Genomic DNA, 16,301 nt, shown 5'->3' on the forward strand with positions numbered 1-16,301 from the left:
TAATTATCCCATATTTGACTTTCGAAAAATATCCATCCGATTAATGACCGCTTACTTATAGTCAACTTTAGCTATACCTTTTTTTCAAATGTCCCTAACATCGGGAACTATTTACCTAGGGTTTCTCTTATACCTTTAATCCCAGTTATTCGTCTCGAGACACAGCAGCCTGCTGTTCCCCACTTCATAATAACCGTTATTGAAAAACAGCTCATACTCCTTCTCATCTTTAGCTTCTTCTTATAGGATTTATCCATTAACTTCTAAACACCTGTATACATCTTATCATAGTAATTAGCATAATCACCAGAAATGATATTCTCAATCCACTTAGTATTCTCAAGATACCATTGAATTGTTTCTTTCATTCCTTGTTCAAAAGTATAAGCTGGTTCCCATCCAAATTCCGTAGTAATCTTGGTATTGTCGATAGCATATCTTCTGTCATGACCTGGTCTGTCTTTTACATATTTAATCAGATCTTCTGTTTTTCCAAGGGTACCAATAATCAGTTTTACAATTTCAATATTAGCTTTTTCGTTATTCCCGCCAATGTTATAAACTTCTCCATCTTTGCCTTTATGAAGTACTGTGTCAATCGCAGAACAGTGGTCAGAAACGTGAAGCCAGTCTCTTACTTGCATTCCATCACCGTATACTGGTAGCTCTTTCTCTTTAAGGCAGTTATTAATCATAAGTGGTATTAATTTCTCAGGAAACTGATATGGCCCATAGTTATTGCTACATCTGGTGATGTTCACAGGCATACCAAATGTTTCATTATATGCTCTAACAATCATGTCAGCACTTGCTTTAGAAGCTGAATATGGGCTATTGGGCATAAGAGGCATAGTTTCTATAAACATACCCGTTTCACCAAGCGCACCATAGACTTCATCAGTTGATACTTGAAGAAACTTTACTTCAGGCTTGTACTCTTTGCAGTACTTATCGGTTGGGTTAACTTTCCAATATTTCTTTGCTGTATCTAAGAGCACTTGAGTACCTATAATATTCGTGGTCAAGAATACTTCAGGTTCTTCTATGCTTCTATCCACATGAGACTCTGCCGCAAAGTTTACGACAGAAGTAATTTCATCGTTCTTGAAAATTTCTTCAATCTTTTCTCTATCTCTAATATCGACTTTGATGAACTCATAATTAGGGTTACTATCAATATCTTTTAGATTCTCTAGATTCCCCGCATATGTAAGGGCATCTATGTTGATAATCTTATATTCTGGATGCTTTTCGAGCATTAACTTCACAAAGTTGCTGCCGATAAATCCAGCTCCACCTGTAACTAAAATAGTTTTCAATTCATTTCACCTCACGTCTCCATTTATATTTCTTCTAATAATGATAAAATGTACTGGCCATAGTCAGTCATCTTTAGACTTTCACCAACTTCTCTAAGTTTATTATCATCGATAAACCCTCTTCGCCATGCGATCTCTTCAAGGCATGCAATGTAGAATCCTTGTCTGGATTGAACCGCCTCTACATATTCCGCAGCTCTCAGCATCCCTTCAGGAGTTCCTGTATCAAGCCATGCCATTCCACGTCCCAATAAAACTACATTTAAATCCTTCTTTTCAAGATAAGCATTATTAATTGAAGTGATTTCTATTTCTCCACGAGCTGAGGGTTTAACATTCTTTGCAATCTCGACCACTCGATTGTCATAAAAATATAAGCCAGGAACTGCATAATTTGACTTTGGATGTTCTGGCTTTTCTTCTATGGAAAGTACTTTTCTATTTTCATCAAATTCTACTACCCCAAATGATCTAGCATCTTTAACAGGATAGCCAAAAATAACCGCACCCTCTTTTGCTGAAGTAGCTTTACTTAATACTTTAGTAAGATCTTGACCATAAAATACATTATCACCTAAAATCAGGCATACACTGTCATCACCAATAAAATCTTCTCCCAAAATGAATGCATCTGCTAAACCTCTAGGCTTGTCCTGTATTCTATATGAAAACTTGAGTCCCAAACTTGAACCATCCCCTAGTAGTTTTTCATATACAGGTGTGTCTTCTGGAGTAGAAATAATTAATATTTCCCTGATACCCGCTAACATAAGCACTGATAGTGGATAATATATCAATGGTTTATCATAAATCGGTAGTAGTTGTTTAGAAACAGCTTGAGTCATTGGATACAGTCTAGTTCCTTTACCTCCTGCAAGTATAATCCCTTTCATGTTATTCCCCCTAATATTTTATAATTTCGCAGATTCTATCAACATCATCTAAAGCTAAATCTGCGTATAATGGTAATGTCAGCACACGCTCAGCAATATATTTAGCAACTGGTGTTTCATCCACATCATATTGATCTTTAAAACACTCAAAGCTATTTGTGAGCGGATAAAAGTACTTTCTTGCGATGATATCATTATCTCTTAATTTCTCAAAACCCTCATCTCTAGTCATCTTATAACCATCAAATACAACCGGAAAATATGCATAATTGCTCTCAACACCTGCTTGTTCTTGAGATAACTTAATACCAGTTATATCCTTCAAATTATCAATATATCTTTCAACGACTTTTTTTCGTTTACTGATCTCACTATTTACATGCCTTAGATTGCAAATCCCCATAGCTGCTTGGAATTCATTCATCTTTGCGTTCCCACCCACATACTCAACTGTCTCAGGACCTGTAATTCCAAAATTCTTTAAATCATTTAGAACCTGCTTTATTGAGAAGTCATTGTATGTTACGGCGCCACCTTCTATTGTATTAAAGACTTTTGTAGCGTGGAAGCTAAACATTGATGCATCTCCAAAAGTCCCAATCCCTTGTCCGTTTACAGTAACACCAAATGTATGCGCAGCATCATAGATCACTTTTAGATTGTATTTCTTAGCAATTCTATCGATTGCTTCAACATCACATATATTCCCATAAACATGCACAGGAATAATAGCAGAGGTTTTTTCGGTAATTAGACTTTCAATCTTTTCCACATCAATTGTGTAGTCATCAGGATTAATATCACAAAATACTGGTTTTAGACCATTTCGTACAATTGCATGTGTTGTTGATGCAAAAGTAAAGGGAGTGGTAATTACTTCTCCACTAAGATTTAAAGCAGCAATTATACATTCAAGTGCTAAATGGCCGTTAGTGAAGAGAGTTATGTTGGGCACATTTAGATAGTCTAGAAGCTGGGATTCAAGATTTTTATGTTTTGTTCCCATATTTGTAAGCCAGTGAGTATCCCACAATTCTCTTATTTCTTCAATATATTCTTCAAATTCTGGCATTGATGAGCGTGTTACCTGTATCGACAAACCAATCACCCCCTAAATTTCTTTTATCAGATAAATAGATTTACTGGACGCTTCATTCAAATAAGCAAAACCATTTCTTTTGTAAAACTCTATTGCATTAAGATTCTCTTTTTGAACTTCCAGTTTTATATGTTTCATTCCGAGTTCTGCAGATTTTTCAAAACAATCTTTTAATAATTTCTTACCAATTTTCATGTTTTGTGCTTCTTTTTTAACTCCTATAAATGAAATGTATGCTATTTTACTCTCATAATCATTAGCATATAACGTTACAAAGCCCAAATTCTGTGTTCCATATGCAACATATACATATGCATTTTCTGATAGTTTGCTTGCGTAATCCGATATATTATCTACCTTTTCTGATATAGAAGGAGAAAAGACTTCATCAAATTCATTTAATATTCTTAAGATGTCTTCTTTATTTTTTAATTGTTTAATCTCCACATTGTTTTTGACTTTCCTAATATTCTTATCACTTGAATTAATCTTAATGATGCTTAAATCTTTATGCGCTAATACGTCAAATCGCTCGTTAAGCAGGTCTTCTGAGACAGGCTTTCCTTCCACCCAATTGACAATGGCTTGTGGTAGATTTACACCTGCCACATGACTGAATGGATACCCACCTCCAAATCTCGCATTCATCTCTAAGATATAGAGACTGTCACCCACAAAAAAAACATCTACATCGAGATTTCCTATATGACCTAATTTCTTACTTATCGATGCTCCTAATTCTTTAAAACGAAAATCATTTACTGTTTCCGCACAATCTGTTTCTCCGGATCTCATTGCATGCTTAACTTTAACAACAGTATTCTTATACTCTTTATTCAAGTCATTAATTACATCAAGACCATACTCCCGTCCATTTAATTTTTCTTGAATAATAACACTTTCATTTAAATTTTCGTTTGATTCATACTTCAAATAACTGTTTTTAATATGAGATAATGACTTCTTATAAAAGACGAGAAGCTCTTCCTCATTTTCAGCTGTTAATACTCCTATCGAACCCATTCCCCAGCGTGGTTTAACTATTAAGGGATAGTTTATTTCTTTATTATTAATTGCCTCTAATGTCTTATCTATAGATAGGAAAGTTTTAGGCGCCAAAAACCCGTTTTGTTTCAAGAATCTGTATGTTGAATATTTATCGTTGCATATATCTATCACAGGCTTGTCAGAAACGATCACCTTCACACCAATATCATTAAACAATTTCTTATTCTCGGATAGAATAGGTAAATCTATATCAAATAAGGAAATCAATGCGCTAATCTCGTGTTCTTTGCAATACGAAATTAAGAAGGGAATATAGTCATCACTATATATGAGAGGGGTAACAACAGATTGATCTGCAACAGTAAATGCTGGTGTTAACTCCGTGCTATTTGAAACATGTACTTTCCCTTCTTCGCCAATTACTTCTTTAAAATATTGAACGAGATAACTTCTCCTTCCTACCGATGTTAATAATATATTCATTAGGCATTCTCCTTTAATTTTCTTGAATTTAAATCATCAAAAAACAGTGGTGTTCCACCCGTATGTATAAAAAGAATTTTTGAATTTGAAATCTGCTTTTCTTTAACATACTCGGTCATACCCCAAAAAGCTTTACCCGTATAAGTAGTATCAAGAGCAATACCCTCTGTATTATAAACTCTTTGAACTGTACTAATGATCTGATTATTGTATTTCCCATATCCCCCACAAACATATTTATCAGTAAAGGATATTGGTGCGTCAGTTTTATTAATATTTAAACTTTTAAAATATGAATCGATACTATCTTTTATTGGTATTGCACCTGTTTCACTACTCCTTGCAATCGAAATTCCAATTATTTCTTTCTCATCATGATTCAAAATGCTTCCACAAAGTAATCCAGCTTGTGTCATTCCAGTCCCAGATGCGTGAAAAATATAATCAAATTCAAGACCTGCATTTCTTTCATATTCAAGTATCTCTTCATAGGCTTTGATATAAGCTCTTACAGGAACTTCCTTATTGCCGTTTCCGTATTTATTCCCATTAATATAGTATGGCCTTAGCCCTTCTCTATTACATTGATTGATTAAACTCTCAATTGTATCTGCAACTTCATTCTTGTTACACAAGACAATATTGGCACCTATATTTTTCACAAGCATACTATTAAATGTTTCTTGAGTTTCAGATTCATTATCATTAGGCGAAACTACATAACATGGTATTCCCATTGACTTACTCATATTAGCAATTACTCTGTTTAAATTAGACTTGCTACTGCCATAACTTATTATACAGTCACAATCTTTCTGACACATGTCGTTAAAATATTCCTCTGCAATTCTAACTTTATTACCCCCAAATGAAAATGGGAGTAAGTCATCTCTCTTAATATAAAACTGATTAGAATTGCTGCTGTATTTTAGTTGAAATATTGGAGTGCTGTTTGCATTTTTAAACATTGATATCACTTCTTTTCTTTTTAAACTCCTTGATTGTCCTAATCAAATAACCAAAACTCTCAATTTTAAATACTTTGGCTAAGCCTACATAGATAAATATACCTACAAAAACTTGTAATATAAGTATCTGCCATGTTGCAAAATTAAAGTACTTAAACCAATAAACAATACCACCCATGATAACAGCAATTACCAACGAGGGCATAATATCTATCCATTGTTCTTTATAACTATAATCTAATAGTTGCTTATTTGGATAAGCATTTATAAATGTTGAAATAATACCACTTACAACTTGTCCTAACGCTATAACATATACACCAAAAGGTAAGCTAATTCCTAATATAATTAGCCCAATAATTTTTTTAATAACTTCCATTCTTAAAAAAATATCACTTCTACCCATTGCATTTATGGCTTGTAAGTTTGCTGTATGAATTGGCATTAACGCATATGAAAAACAAAATATCTGTAGAAATGGTACTGCAGCTAGCCATTTTTCTGTAAGTACTATCTTTACTAAAGGTTCTGCTACTACAGCCATTCCTACCATCATAGGAAATATTAGAAATGAGCTTGAGACTATAGCTCTTCTCATCATTTCCTTAACTCTTTTTTTATTATCTTGTTGTGAAGATAATGCTGGTAACATAACTGATTGAATAGATCCATCAATATTGGATACAATTAATTGTGGAAACTGTTGACCTCGATTATAAAATCCTAAAGTAGCAGGTGTGTATATTATACCAATGATTAGCGTTCTTAAATTACTATATAGTGTATCCAGCAAACCTGATGCGAGTAACTTTGATCCATACGAGAAAAGCGTTTTTACTCTTTTAAATGAAAATAATAAACGGGGGCGCCACTTAACCGTAAACCATAAAATAATTGCTACCGATAATTGATTTGTCAATTGTTGTGCTACTAAAGCCCAAACGCCTAACCCACTATATGCTGCAACTATCCCAACAAGTCCTGAAGTTATTACTGCACCTAAACTACTTGCAAACAATTTTTTAAACAACATATACTTTGCTACAAAAGCATTCTGAACAGAATTAAATGCACCAATAAATAAAGTAATTGATAATACCCTAAGAACTGGGACTAATAGAGATTGATTGTAAAAATTTGCTACAAAAGGAGCTGTAAAATATATGATTATATAAAGTACAGTAGCTACTATTAAGCTTAAATAGAGTACCGATGAAAAATCAACTTCATCTGCATCTTTTTTTTGTATAAGTGCTGTGTTAAATCCACTTTGAACAAACACATTAGCTAGTAAAATAAATACCATTACAATAGCTATAATTCCATACTCTTCTGGTAAAAGTAGTCTAGCTAAAACTATTTGTACGATAAATTGTATACCTTGTGTTCCACTTCTCTCTAGTAGTTTCCAGATGAGTGATTTCATGATATGATTTGAAGAATATTTCTCATCCATAGTTTATCTCCTTAAAGAACTAAAAAATAAGCTTATTATATTTTTAGCCCTTGCCAATTTCATGTATGGTTCTCTAAAATACATCCTAAAGAAGAATTTTAATTTATCAACTCCATTCATGCTTTTAAGATAATCCACATACTTAATATCCCGTAATTTCTTTAAATCCTTATTCCATTCTATAATTTGAACTTCTCTTGCAATAATAGCTTGTTCAACATGTGTAGAATATCTATAGTTTGAAAATTCATTGAAATTATTCAATATTTCAATAAACCCCATAACATATTTTATTTTTTCTTCAACAGTCTTCTTGTTAAACCGATCAGTTGAAGACCCGAAAGAGCCTGAACGATATACAGACATTACATTATCAATATAATAAGCATACCCATGACTAGCCACAATTAGTTGGTTTGGATAGTCCCCAACTATTGATTTTCGATACCAATCTGGTGGATTTTCAAATGCAGACCTTCTATATAATTTTGATGCAGTGGGTATAAAACCAAGATTAGCAAGCTCACCAGCTGTGAATACTCTGCTCTTTATCTTATCGCTAATTAACCTCATGTTGAAATTAATACCATTATCATTAATAATCTCAGCATTATGAAAACACAATGTACAATTTGGATTAGCTTCCATATAGTCTACTTGCTTTTGTAGTTTATGTGGATCTATCCAATAATCATCACCCTCACAAATAGCTATATATTTCCCACTTGCTCTCTTTTCATTTATTAAGCTTGCTTTTATACCTTTAGAATACTGATTCTCGACTTGATAGATAGATTTGATAATCTCCGGATACTTTTTTTCATACTCTCTAACAATTTCCGCTGTTTTATCAGTAGAGGCATCGTCATGAATTAATATTTCATACTGAAATTTAACTTTTTGACTTAAAAAACCCTCAATAGCTTTTGCGATATATTTTTCATGATTAAATGTTATACAATTTATGCTAACTAATACCAATTTAATCCCCCCTTTTTCAACCAATAACTTCACAGTTTATTTTGCTTCTTCCTTTATTAAACAGATAAAACCAAACATCAAAAACAACATATTTGTAAAATTATTCATTGCAAATATATAACCTTTTATATTAGATATAAACAAAGTGCTGAGTGCTAATAAATAAATGAACTTATAAAGTTGGTTAAACTTATTTTCTTTGTTATATAGGCCCTTAACAATCCATAGGAAAAAAAGATAAATGAATACAGCATATAACACCCCACCTAACCAAATATCGTTAACGTAACCTATATCAGATAGAACCCCATACTTATTGTTATGCATAACTCTTATTCCAACGCCAAATAATAGGCCAAAACCTTGTGGCAAAACATATCTATCCGCTCCAGTAAAGTAATTATAGTAACTATATGATGACCCTTTGTTTTCTCCAAAGAAAAGATTTATTTCACCAATCCCGCCAATAACCCAGTCATAGGTGCTTGGCGAATATTTCTCCATTATGCCTATCCCTAAGCTTATAATTAGAAATAATATAAATGTTAAAGTTAACGTCTTTGCAATAGTTTTTATGCCCATGTTTTTCTTTAAAATGAGTATTAAAACTAAACCAATCATAAAAACAATGAGTGAGATACGGGCGTTTATAATAGAAGAAAAAATAAATAACGGTGAAAATAGAATATATTTCCAGCTACTATTTACAGCTAGCCAAATGGATAGCACTCCCAAAACACTTTGTGTTAGAGGTGTACTATAAGTTAAGTTAGATGCTAAACCATACATCCTAAATTGTGAAAGTACTTGTATATACTCCCCATGACCATAGGCTACCAACAATCTTATGAAAACCACTTGTATAGCTGGAAATAAAAACGCGCCAATCGCCAATATCCCTTGCAGGGCTCCAGAAATCAATAAGCTATTGAGAAAGTCATAAATATTAAACTTTTTCTTTTTTAAATGTATACTCAACATGATGCTTATTGGTATAATATCTATTGCCCAATATAGTGGACTTAACGTATTAGATAAAGAAGCGTTATTAACCAATACTACAATTAGCAAATATGACCATAATAACATTAGAAATACATACAACAGTAATACCTTTTTTATCCTAATAACTTTTGAAACTATTTTGCTGTGAATTAAAATGTATAGCCAAGAGAATGCACCCAGTATATGAAGTAGATTTATCCTGATTAAAGGAGGTTCATATATAGTTAAAAACATAATTAGAATTGCAAATATACTATATTTTCTCAAGAATCACTTCCTCCTTAATTACTCGACAACATATCTATGATTTGAGTAGCTTGAACAACATAATTTTTCTCTTTCAAGACAAATTCCTTAGCTTTAAGTCCCTTTTCATGCAGTTGTTCTTTTTCTATTTGTAGTATTTTTTTAAGGGTTTTTGTCATACCTTCTATGGTTTCATCTTCAAGTAAGTAGACATAATCAATGTATTCCTTTGGCATACCTTGAAGTGCAGTAGTTAAAATTGGTGTACCTGATACCATGTACTCCATATTTTTTGATGGAAATGAATATTTTGTAAAATCTTCTTTTGAAGGCCTTGGATTAACGAGAAGAGTAGCTTTTAATTGTTCTTGTACAATCTTTTCGTTAGATACAACACCAAAGAACTTAATTCTATGATCTCTTTTCTCATAGTCTAGTATTTCATCTACCATATCCCCATCTCCGAATAGCCAAAGTCTTGAATCAGGATCTTCTAATCTGATAAAAGCCTCAATTAAGGATTTAATACCATATTTTTCGTAAAGTGCTCCTGCATATATAATAATTTTTTCTTTATATTTATTATTTAACTGGTTAGGCACAGTTTTCATTTTCATGTCTACCAAACCTTCTATAACTATATATGGCTTAGCATTAGAGTTTACAAGTTCATTCATTTGCTCTGTTAATATTATATAATAATCATATCTCTGTAGAAAAAAATTACAGATGCACCTATATAGTTTCCAACTAATACTTTCTATTAACTTTGTTTGTTTTGTATAATTCATATAGTTTGGCAAATCTGTTATTATTGCTACACTTTTAATGCCCCATATCTTTGAGGATAAAAGTGCTGATATGGAGATAGACAAATTTAGAATATCACAGATGATTATTTTTTTCTCTTCCCTGTTATTAAATTTCCACTTAGTTGCACTAATTAAACCTGAGAAAAACAAACTTATATGTTTAAGTATTAGGTTTTCAGAAATCTTTAAATATTGATATGTAGCATTCCCGAATTTTTCTTCTACCCCTGATATATTGATTTTTCTACTAGTTGTTTTATTGACTGGTGGTCTTGATAGGAAATGAATACTATTATTGGAATTAAGCAGACCTTGGCTTAATAAACTGTGAAACTTTTGTGCTTGTTGCTGAGGCTTTTTTTCACTAACTTCAAATAGTTCTTTGAATTTTGAATCCGAGCATAACGATGATACATAGAAAATATTCATATTCTATTTCCCCCAAACAACTCTGTTTACATAATCTGTATAAGATAAGATAATTCTCAATACTTTATCAGATACATTTGGCATGCTATAATCTCCAACTAATCTCAACATGTCTTTTCCTTGTGTTTCTAATACCTCAAGACCTTGAAGTATCCTTTCCTTACTTAATCCTACCATCATAACAGATGCTTCTTCCATAGCCTCTGGTCTTTCATGAGCTTGTCTAATATTAAGAGCTTTAAATCCAAGAATTGAAGACTCTTCACTTATAGTTCCACTATCACTAAGCACAGCTTTCGCCTTAATCTGAAGCTTTACATAATCGTTAAATCCAAGTGGTTTCATTAATGATATTAAAGGATTAAATTCTATGCCTTTAGACTCAATCATTTTTCTAGTTCTTGGATGAGCGCTTACAATAATAGGACTATTATATTTTTTTGCTACTGCATTTAGGCTCTCAACTAAGTCTAAAAAGTTTATTTCTGAGTTAATATTTTCTTCTCTATGTGCTGACACTACAAAGTACTCTCCTTCTTTTAGCTCTAGTCTTTCAAGTACATTTGATTTATCAATATCCTCTTTCCTTGAATTAAGGACTTCATACATTGGACTTCCTGTTTTTATTACTCTATCTGAAGGAAATCCTTCCCTAAGAAGATACTCTCTAGCAATATCACTATAGGTTAAATTTATATCAGCTGTATGGTCTACTATCTTTCTATTAGTTTCCTCTGGTACCCGTTGGTCAAAACATCTATTACCTGCTTCCATATGGAATATTGGAATATGTCTTCTCTTAGCTGCTATAGCACATAGACAACTATTTGTATCTCCAAGTACTAAGAAAGCATCAGGCTGTACTTCTTCCATAATAGGATCTATTTTTATAAGAATATTTCCTATTGTTTCTACTGCCGTCCCATATGCCGCATTAAGGAAATAATCAGGTTTCTTTAAATTAAAGTCATTGAAAAATACTTCATTTAATTCATAATCATAATTCTGTCCAGTATGGACAAGAATATGGTCAATCGCTTCTGATTTATCTAGTTTATTAATCACAGCTGAAAGTCTAATAATTTCTGGTCTAGTACCAACGACCGTCATTACTTTTAATTTCTTCATCAGTTATACCTCCAAAAAGTAAGTATCTGGTTTCTCAGGATTAAAAGCTTCATTGGCCCACATAATCGTTACCATATCTTTATCACCAAGGTTTTCAATATTATGTGTATAGCCCGTTGGTATATCTACCACTTCCATCTTGTCTCCACTTACGAAATACTCTAAAACTTCTTCTGAATATATTTTTCTAAAATCGAATAACACCCTTACCACTGACTACTAAAAATTTCTCGTTCTTGGTGTGATGCCAGTGATTACCTTTTGTAATTCCAGGTTTAGAAATATTAACCGAAACTTGGCCACGATCAGGTGTTTTTATGAACTCTGTAAAAGATCCTCTCTGATCCACGTTCATCTTTAATTCATAACTAAACTGCTCTTCTGGTAAGTAGCTTAAATAAGTGCTGTAGAGTTTCTTTGCAAATACATCAGCCATGTTTGGAACTGACCCATCTTCTCTACTATTCTTAAATGAGTAAATCAAATCTACTATTTCACCAAGTCTAACTGTATGTACTACGGGAACTTCACATAATAAATCAACTTTATTCTCATTACCTTCCAATGCATTGATTAGTTCATTAACCAAATCATCTATATATACAAGGTTCATCACTACACTTGTATCATTAACTTGAATATGTAAATCATGAGCGATATTATGACAGAAGGTAGCCACAGCACTATTGTAATTAGGTTTGCACCATTTACCAAATACATTAGGGAAACGGTAAACAAGTACCTTTGCTCCTGTTTCCTTTCCATAGCAAAACAATAAATTTTCACCGGCTTTTTTGCTTTTACCATAAGGATTGTCTAAAGTAGCTTGTGTGGATGATGATATCATCACTGGTGCTTTGTTGTTATGCTTCTTTAATGAATCAAGCAAGCTAGAAGTTAAACCAAAGTTTCCTTCCATGAATTCTTCTGGATTTTGAGGTCGATTCACACCTGCTAAATGGAACACAAAATCACATACTTGACAATAAGAGTCTAGCAAAGATGGTTCTGTATTCCTGTTATATTCTAAAATATCTGTATATTTTTGATTTTTTAATTCGGCTATCAAATTTTTAGCAATAAAACCGTTAGAACCTGTCACTAGAATCTTCATGCTCTGTTCCTCCAAGCTTCAAGTTCATCCTTTATATATTGTAGCTCCATTAACTTATCTTTTGTTTGTTCAACAGTAAGTAAATCGGTATTATTAGAATTAAACTCTGTTAAAGTATTCTTTTCCTGCATTCCTTCAGTAAAGTATTTATCATAATTCAAATCACGTTTATCTGCAGGAACACGGTAGAAATTGCCCATATCAATTGCATTGGCACATTCTTCATTGGTAAGCAACGTTTCATACATTTTTTCACCATGTCGTATTCCTATTACTTTAATTTCATTATCTGCTTCAAATAATTCTTTAACGGCTTGTGCTAAAACACCGATTGTAGTTGCAGGAGCTTTTTGGACCATAATATCTCCACTTTCCGCATTATTGAAAGCAAAAACAACAAGTTCTACGGCTTCTTCTAAACTCATAATAAATCTTGTCATAGATGGGTCAGTTACTGTCAGAGGTTGTCCTGCCTTAATTTGTTCAATAAACAAAGGGATAACAGATCCTCTTGATGCCATAACATTTCCATAGCGTGTCCCGCAAATAAGTGTTTTTTCAGGATCTACAGTTCTTGATTTTGCCACAAATACCTTTTCCATCATAGCCTTAGACGTCCCCATTGCATTTACAGGATAAGCAGCCTTATCTGTTGATAAGCAAATAACTTTTTTAACTCCAGAATCAATGCAAGCCGTCAATACATTATCTGTTCCTATTACATTAGTCTTAACCGCTTCGAGAGGAAAGAACTCACAAGAAGGAACTTGCTTTAGTGCTGCAGCATTAAATACATAATCAACTCCATACATTGCATTCTTGATGCTGCCTAAATCTCGAATATCACCTATGTAGTATTTTATTTTATCATTATTGTAGAAGTGGCGCATATCATCTTGTTTTTTTTCATCGCGTGAAAATATTCTTATTTCCCTAATATTAGTATCTAAAAATCTTTCTAACACTGCATTGCCGAAAGAACCAGTTCCGCCTGTTATCAAAAGTGTTTTATTGCTAAACATTAACTTTTTCCTTCTTTCTATGAATTATTTTCTCAATAACATTAATTCCATCGTTGTATTGATTTATAATATTATCTAATGTCTTATCGCAACTATTATTAAATGAAATCCAATCTATATCATGATAATAGTTATATATTTCATCCGCAAAGTTAGGTGAATATGGGTTTAAAGCAATACCTACACAATTGTTCTTAACTTGTTCACCCATAAATGAACCTTCATTACATATCTGAGGTATATAAAACAATATTCCATCGTAGTATTTATTCGACATAGCGGGTTTCATAGTTTTGTCATTATCAAAGATATTATGAAGCAAATCTGTCTTATCTATAAATTTATACCTATCTAATGGCTTATATTCACCATGAAAAAATACATTCGTTAATTTATTTTCTTTACAGTACTCCTGTAATAATCTTCCTGTTTTTTGACTTCTACCATGATAGTGCAATTCAAACCTTTGATCATTGCCTATTTTTTTTATAATTTTTAAATTTATATCTTCATGCCTTATTAATCCCCAATATCTAATTCTAATAGGTTCAGATTCTCTAGGAAGTATTCTTCTTATATCTCTATACTCCAACGAATCAGTCAAAATATTATGAGAGGTAAAAATATTATCTCTATTAGGTAGGTATTGTCTAAACGCATCAGAACTTACAAATGTTGCAGCAGAATTTTCTACTAATTTATGAATAATACGTTTATAATAAGCATGGTTTTCGTAAGTAAAATCTCTATAATCGACAATATATCTACCTTTAAATTTGCTTGTAAGTATATCACTCATTAATACACCTGGGGTTGAATGCAAGGCTATTATGAAATCAAAATTCTGATTTTTGAGTATCTTTAATACTTGATTTCTATATTTATAAAAATTACCTAATTTATATATTAAAGGAACACTGTCTTCTTGATATTGATCTAAAACATATGATTTTATCCCATCAGGACATTGAGAATCTGGAGTTTGATCTCTTTTCCAATACATAAGATGGATATCACAGTTATTCTTTTTTAATTGTTCTACATAAAAGTGCATGTATGGCATATATGAAATTTTAGTAAATCCTAAAATTAGTACCTTCATCTTTAAATCACCTCTTTGTTTTTTGCCATGGAATTGAATAGTTGAATAAACTTCCTCGTATTAACACTCCTTGCATAATACCTTTTACCAAATTCATGACTTTTCTTTGCAAATATTTCTCGCTTATCTTTGTCTTCATATAAGTTAACTATAGCTTCAGCAACACCATCAGGATCATTATTTGATACTGAAATTCCTATTTCATTTTCATTAAAAATCCTGTAATAATCAGAACCTTCATCAACTGAATTCACTGTAGCTCGGTTACACGCCATCAAGAGGCCCGCTTTACTAGGAACAGAATTCCCTATAATTCCCACCTTCAAAGGAATTAAACAAATAGAACAAGCACTATATACATCAGAAACCATATGTTGGGGTTCAAGTGGAAAGAATACTATATTATCTAACTCTCTTTCTTTTGCCTCTTTGATAAAACTCTCTTTCTGGCTTCCTTGTCCAATCATATGAAATTCAATATTGCTGTAATCTCTCAATCTTTCTGCTACATTAAGAACCATTTTATAATCAAATACATAACCCATAGTTCCAGCATATTGAACATAGAACTTGTCCTTACTTAAGTTGTATTTATTAACAAATCTATTTTCTGACCATTCAACTTCATGAACAGTACGATCATCAAACCAATTAACAATAGGATATATCTTTTCTTCTCTGACTCCCTGCTCTACAACTTTTGTTTTCATATCCTCTGAAATAACCGTTAAAACATCACTAAATTTATATGCGACCTTTTGTAGCCCATAAAATAAGTTGGCTATAGGTTTATTGCTTAGTACGCCACTATTTACTGCACTCCCCGGCCACATATCTTGTACACTATAAAGGATTGGATGTTTAGTAAATACTTTCAATAGTAATATTGAAAACAAGACTGTAGGAGATGATTGTACAAAAGCTGCATCAATATTCTTAACTTTTCTCCATCTTTTAAAAGCTCTAAAGTGATAATATACTTCTTCTATGTATCTTTTTACAAACGAGCTTTTACTTATAACTTTTCTATCTATTGTAATTGCATCAAAATTCGATTTACCTTTTAAATTTTCTGGTATGTCATCATTTATTTTTTGTCTTCGGCTCTGTACTAAGGTAATCTGAAATCCATTATCTAAAAGGTCTTCTATTAATGTGCTTATTAAATGATTTGAGGGACCTGGCGTATCAAATCCTTCAGTACATATAAATAGAATTTTCTTCATCCCATACTCC

15 protein-coding genes are annotated in these 16,301 nt (G+C 32.2%); all 15 read right to left on the reverse strand.

Annotated features, from left to right (window positions below; translation table 11 throughout):
* Positions 1 to 263: 263 nt before the first annotated feature.
* Genes rfbB through RTX25_RS12275 form a run of 15 tightly spaced genes read right to left on the reverse strand, consistent with a single transcriptional unit; the run spans position 264 to position 16,291 of the window.
* Positions 264 to 1,319, reverse strand: a complete 1,056-nt coding sequence (gene rfbB / locus RTX25_RS12210) for a dTDP-glucose 4,6-dehydratase (RefSeq protein ID WP_312654083.1) — start codon at positions 1,317 to 1,319, stop codon at positions 264 to 266.
* A 23-nt stretch (positions 1,320 to 1,342) separates the two neighbouring features.
* On the reverse strand, positions 1,343 to 2,212 hold the full coding sequence (gene rfbA, locus RTX25_RS12215) for a glucose-1-phosphate thymidylyltransferase RfbA (protein WP_312654085.1): 870 nt from the start codon (positions 2,210 to 2,212) through the stop codon (positions 1,343 to 1,345).
* Between the two features lie 10 nt (positions 2,213 to 2,222).
* Complete coding sequence (locus RTX25_RS12220; protein ID WP_397428557.1) at positions 2,223 to 3,284, reverse strand: DegT/DnrJ/EryC1/StrS family aminotransferase; 1,062 nt, start codon at positions 3,282 to 3,284, stop codon at positions 2,223 to 2,225.
* A gap of 39 nt (positions 3,285 to 3,323) precedes the next feature.
* The gene (locus tag RTX25_RS12225; RefSeq protein ID WP_312654087.1) at positions 3,324 to 4,802 is read right to left on the reverse strand and encodes a GNAT family N-acetyltransferase; all 1,479 of its coding nucleotides are present in this window, start codon (positions 4,800 to 4,802) and stop codon (positions 3,324 to 3,326) included.
* Positions 4,802 to 5,770: a pyridoxal-phosphate dependent enzyme gene (locus RTX25_RS12230; RefSeq protein WP_312654089.1), complete on the reverse strand. Its 969-nt coding sequence runs from the start codon at positions 5,768 to 5,770 to the stop codon at positions 4,802 to 4,804. The genes RTX25_RS12225 and RTX25_RS12230 overlap by 1 nt, the downstream gene beginning before the upstream one ends.
* Complete coding sequence (locus RTX25_RS12235; protein ID WP_312654091.1) at positions 5,763 to 7,226, reverse strand: lipopolysaccharide biosynthesis protein; 1,464 nt, start codon at positions 7,224 to 7,226, stop codon at positions 5,763 to 5,765. Before RTX25_RS12235 ends, RTX25_RS12230 begins: the two co-directional genes overlap by 8 nt.
* Before the next feature lie 3 nt (positions 7,227 to 7,229).
* On the reverse strand, positions 7,230 to 8,207 hold the full coding sequence (locus tag RTX25_RS12240; protein WP_312654093.1) for a glycosyltransferase family 2 protein: 978 nt from the start codon (positions 8,205 to 8,207) through the stop codon (positions 7,230 to 7,232).
* A 36-nt stretch (positions 8,208 to 8,243) separates the two neighbouring features.
* Positions 8,244 to 9,479, reverse strand: a complete 1,236-nt coding sequence (locus RTX25_RS12245; RefSeq protein ID WP_312654095.1) for a hypothetical protein — start codon at positions 9,477 to 9,479, stop codon at positions 8,244 to 8,246.
* Positions 9,480 to 9,493: 14 nt separating this feature from the next.
* A complete protein-coding gene (locus RTX25_RS12250) occupies positions 9,494 to 10,699 on the reverse strand; it encodes a glycosyltransferase (protein WP_312654097.1) in 1,206 nt (401 codons plus the stop codon).
* 3 nt (positions 10,700 to 10,702) lie between these two features.
* Positions 10,703 to 11,827: a non-hydrolyzing UDP-N-acetylglucosamine 2-epimerase gene (gene wecB, locus RTX25_RS12255; RefSeq protein WP_312654099.1), complete on the reverse strand. Its 1,125-nt coding sequence runs from the start codon at positions 11,825 to 11,827 to the stop codon at positions 10,703 to 10,705.
* A 3-nt stretch (positions 11,828 to 11,830) separates the two neighbouring features.
* Positions 11,831 to 11,965: a hypothetical protein gene (locus tag RTX25_RS14650; RefSeq protein WP_397428554.1), complete on the reverse strand. Its 135-nt coding sequence runs from the start codon at positions 11,963 to 11,965 to the stop codon at positions 11,831 to 11,833.
* Positions 11,966 to 12,014: 49 nt separating this feature from the next.
* Positions 12,015 to 12,941 carry an NAD-dependent epimerase/dehydratase family protein gene (locus RTX25_RS12260; protein WP_397428555.1) on the reverse strand — a complete coding sequence of 309 codons (927 nt, stop codon included), beginning with the start codon at positions 12,939 to 12,941 and terminating at the stop codon, positions 12,015 to 12,017.
* Complete coding sequence (locus tag RTX25_RS12265) at positions 12,938 to 13,963, reverse strand: polysaccharide biosynthesis protein (protein WP_312654100.1); 1,026 nt, start codon at positions 13,961 to 13,963, stop codon at positions 12,938 to 12,940. Before RTX25_RS12265 ends, RTX25_RS12260 begins: the two co-directional genes overlap by 4 nt.
* Positions 13,956 to 15,065, reverse strand: coding sequence for a glycosyltransferase (locus RTX25_RS12270; RefSeq protein ID WP_312654102.1), 1,110 nt, complete (start codon positions 15,063 to 15,065; stop codon positions 13,956 to 13,958). Before RTX25_RS12270 ends, RTX25_RS12265 begins: the two co-directional genes overlap by 8 nt.
* Positions 15,066 to 15,067: 2 nt before the next feature.
* The gene (locus RTX25_RS12275; RefSeq protein ID WP_312654104.1) at positions 15,068 to 16,291 is read right to left on the reverse strand and encodes a glycosyltransferase family 4 protein; all 1,224 of its coding nucleotides are present in this window, start codon (positions 16,289 to 16,291) and stop codon (positions 15,068 to 15,070) included.
* Positions 16,292 to 16,301: the final 10 nt, after the last annotated feature.

The sequence above is a fragment of the Proteiniclasticum sp. genome, from assembly GCF_032054185.1.
Taxonomy (GTDB): Bacteria; Bacillota; Clostridia; order Clostridiales; family Clostridiaceae; genus Proteiniclasticum.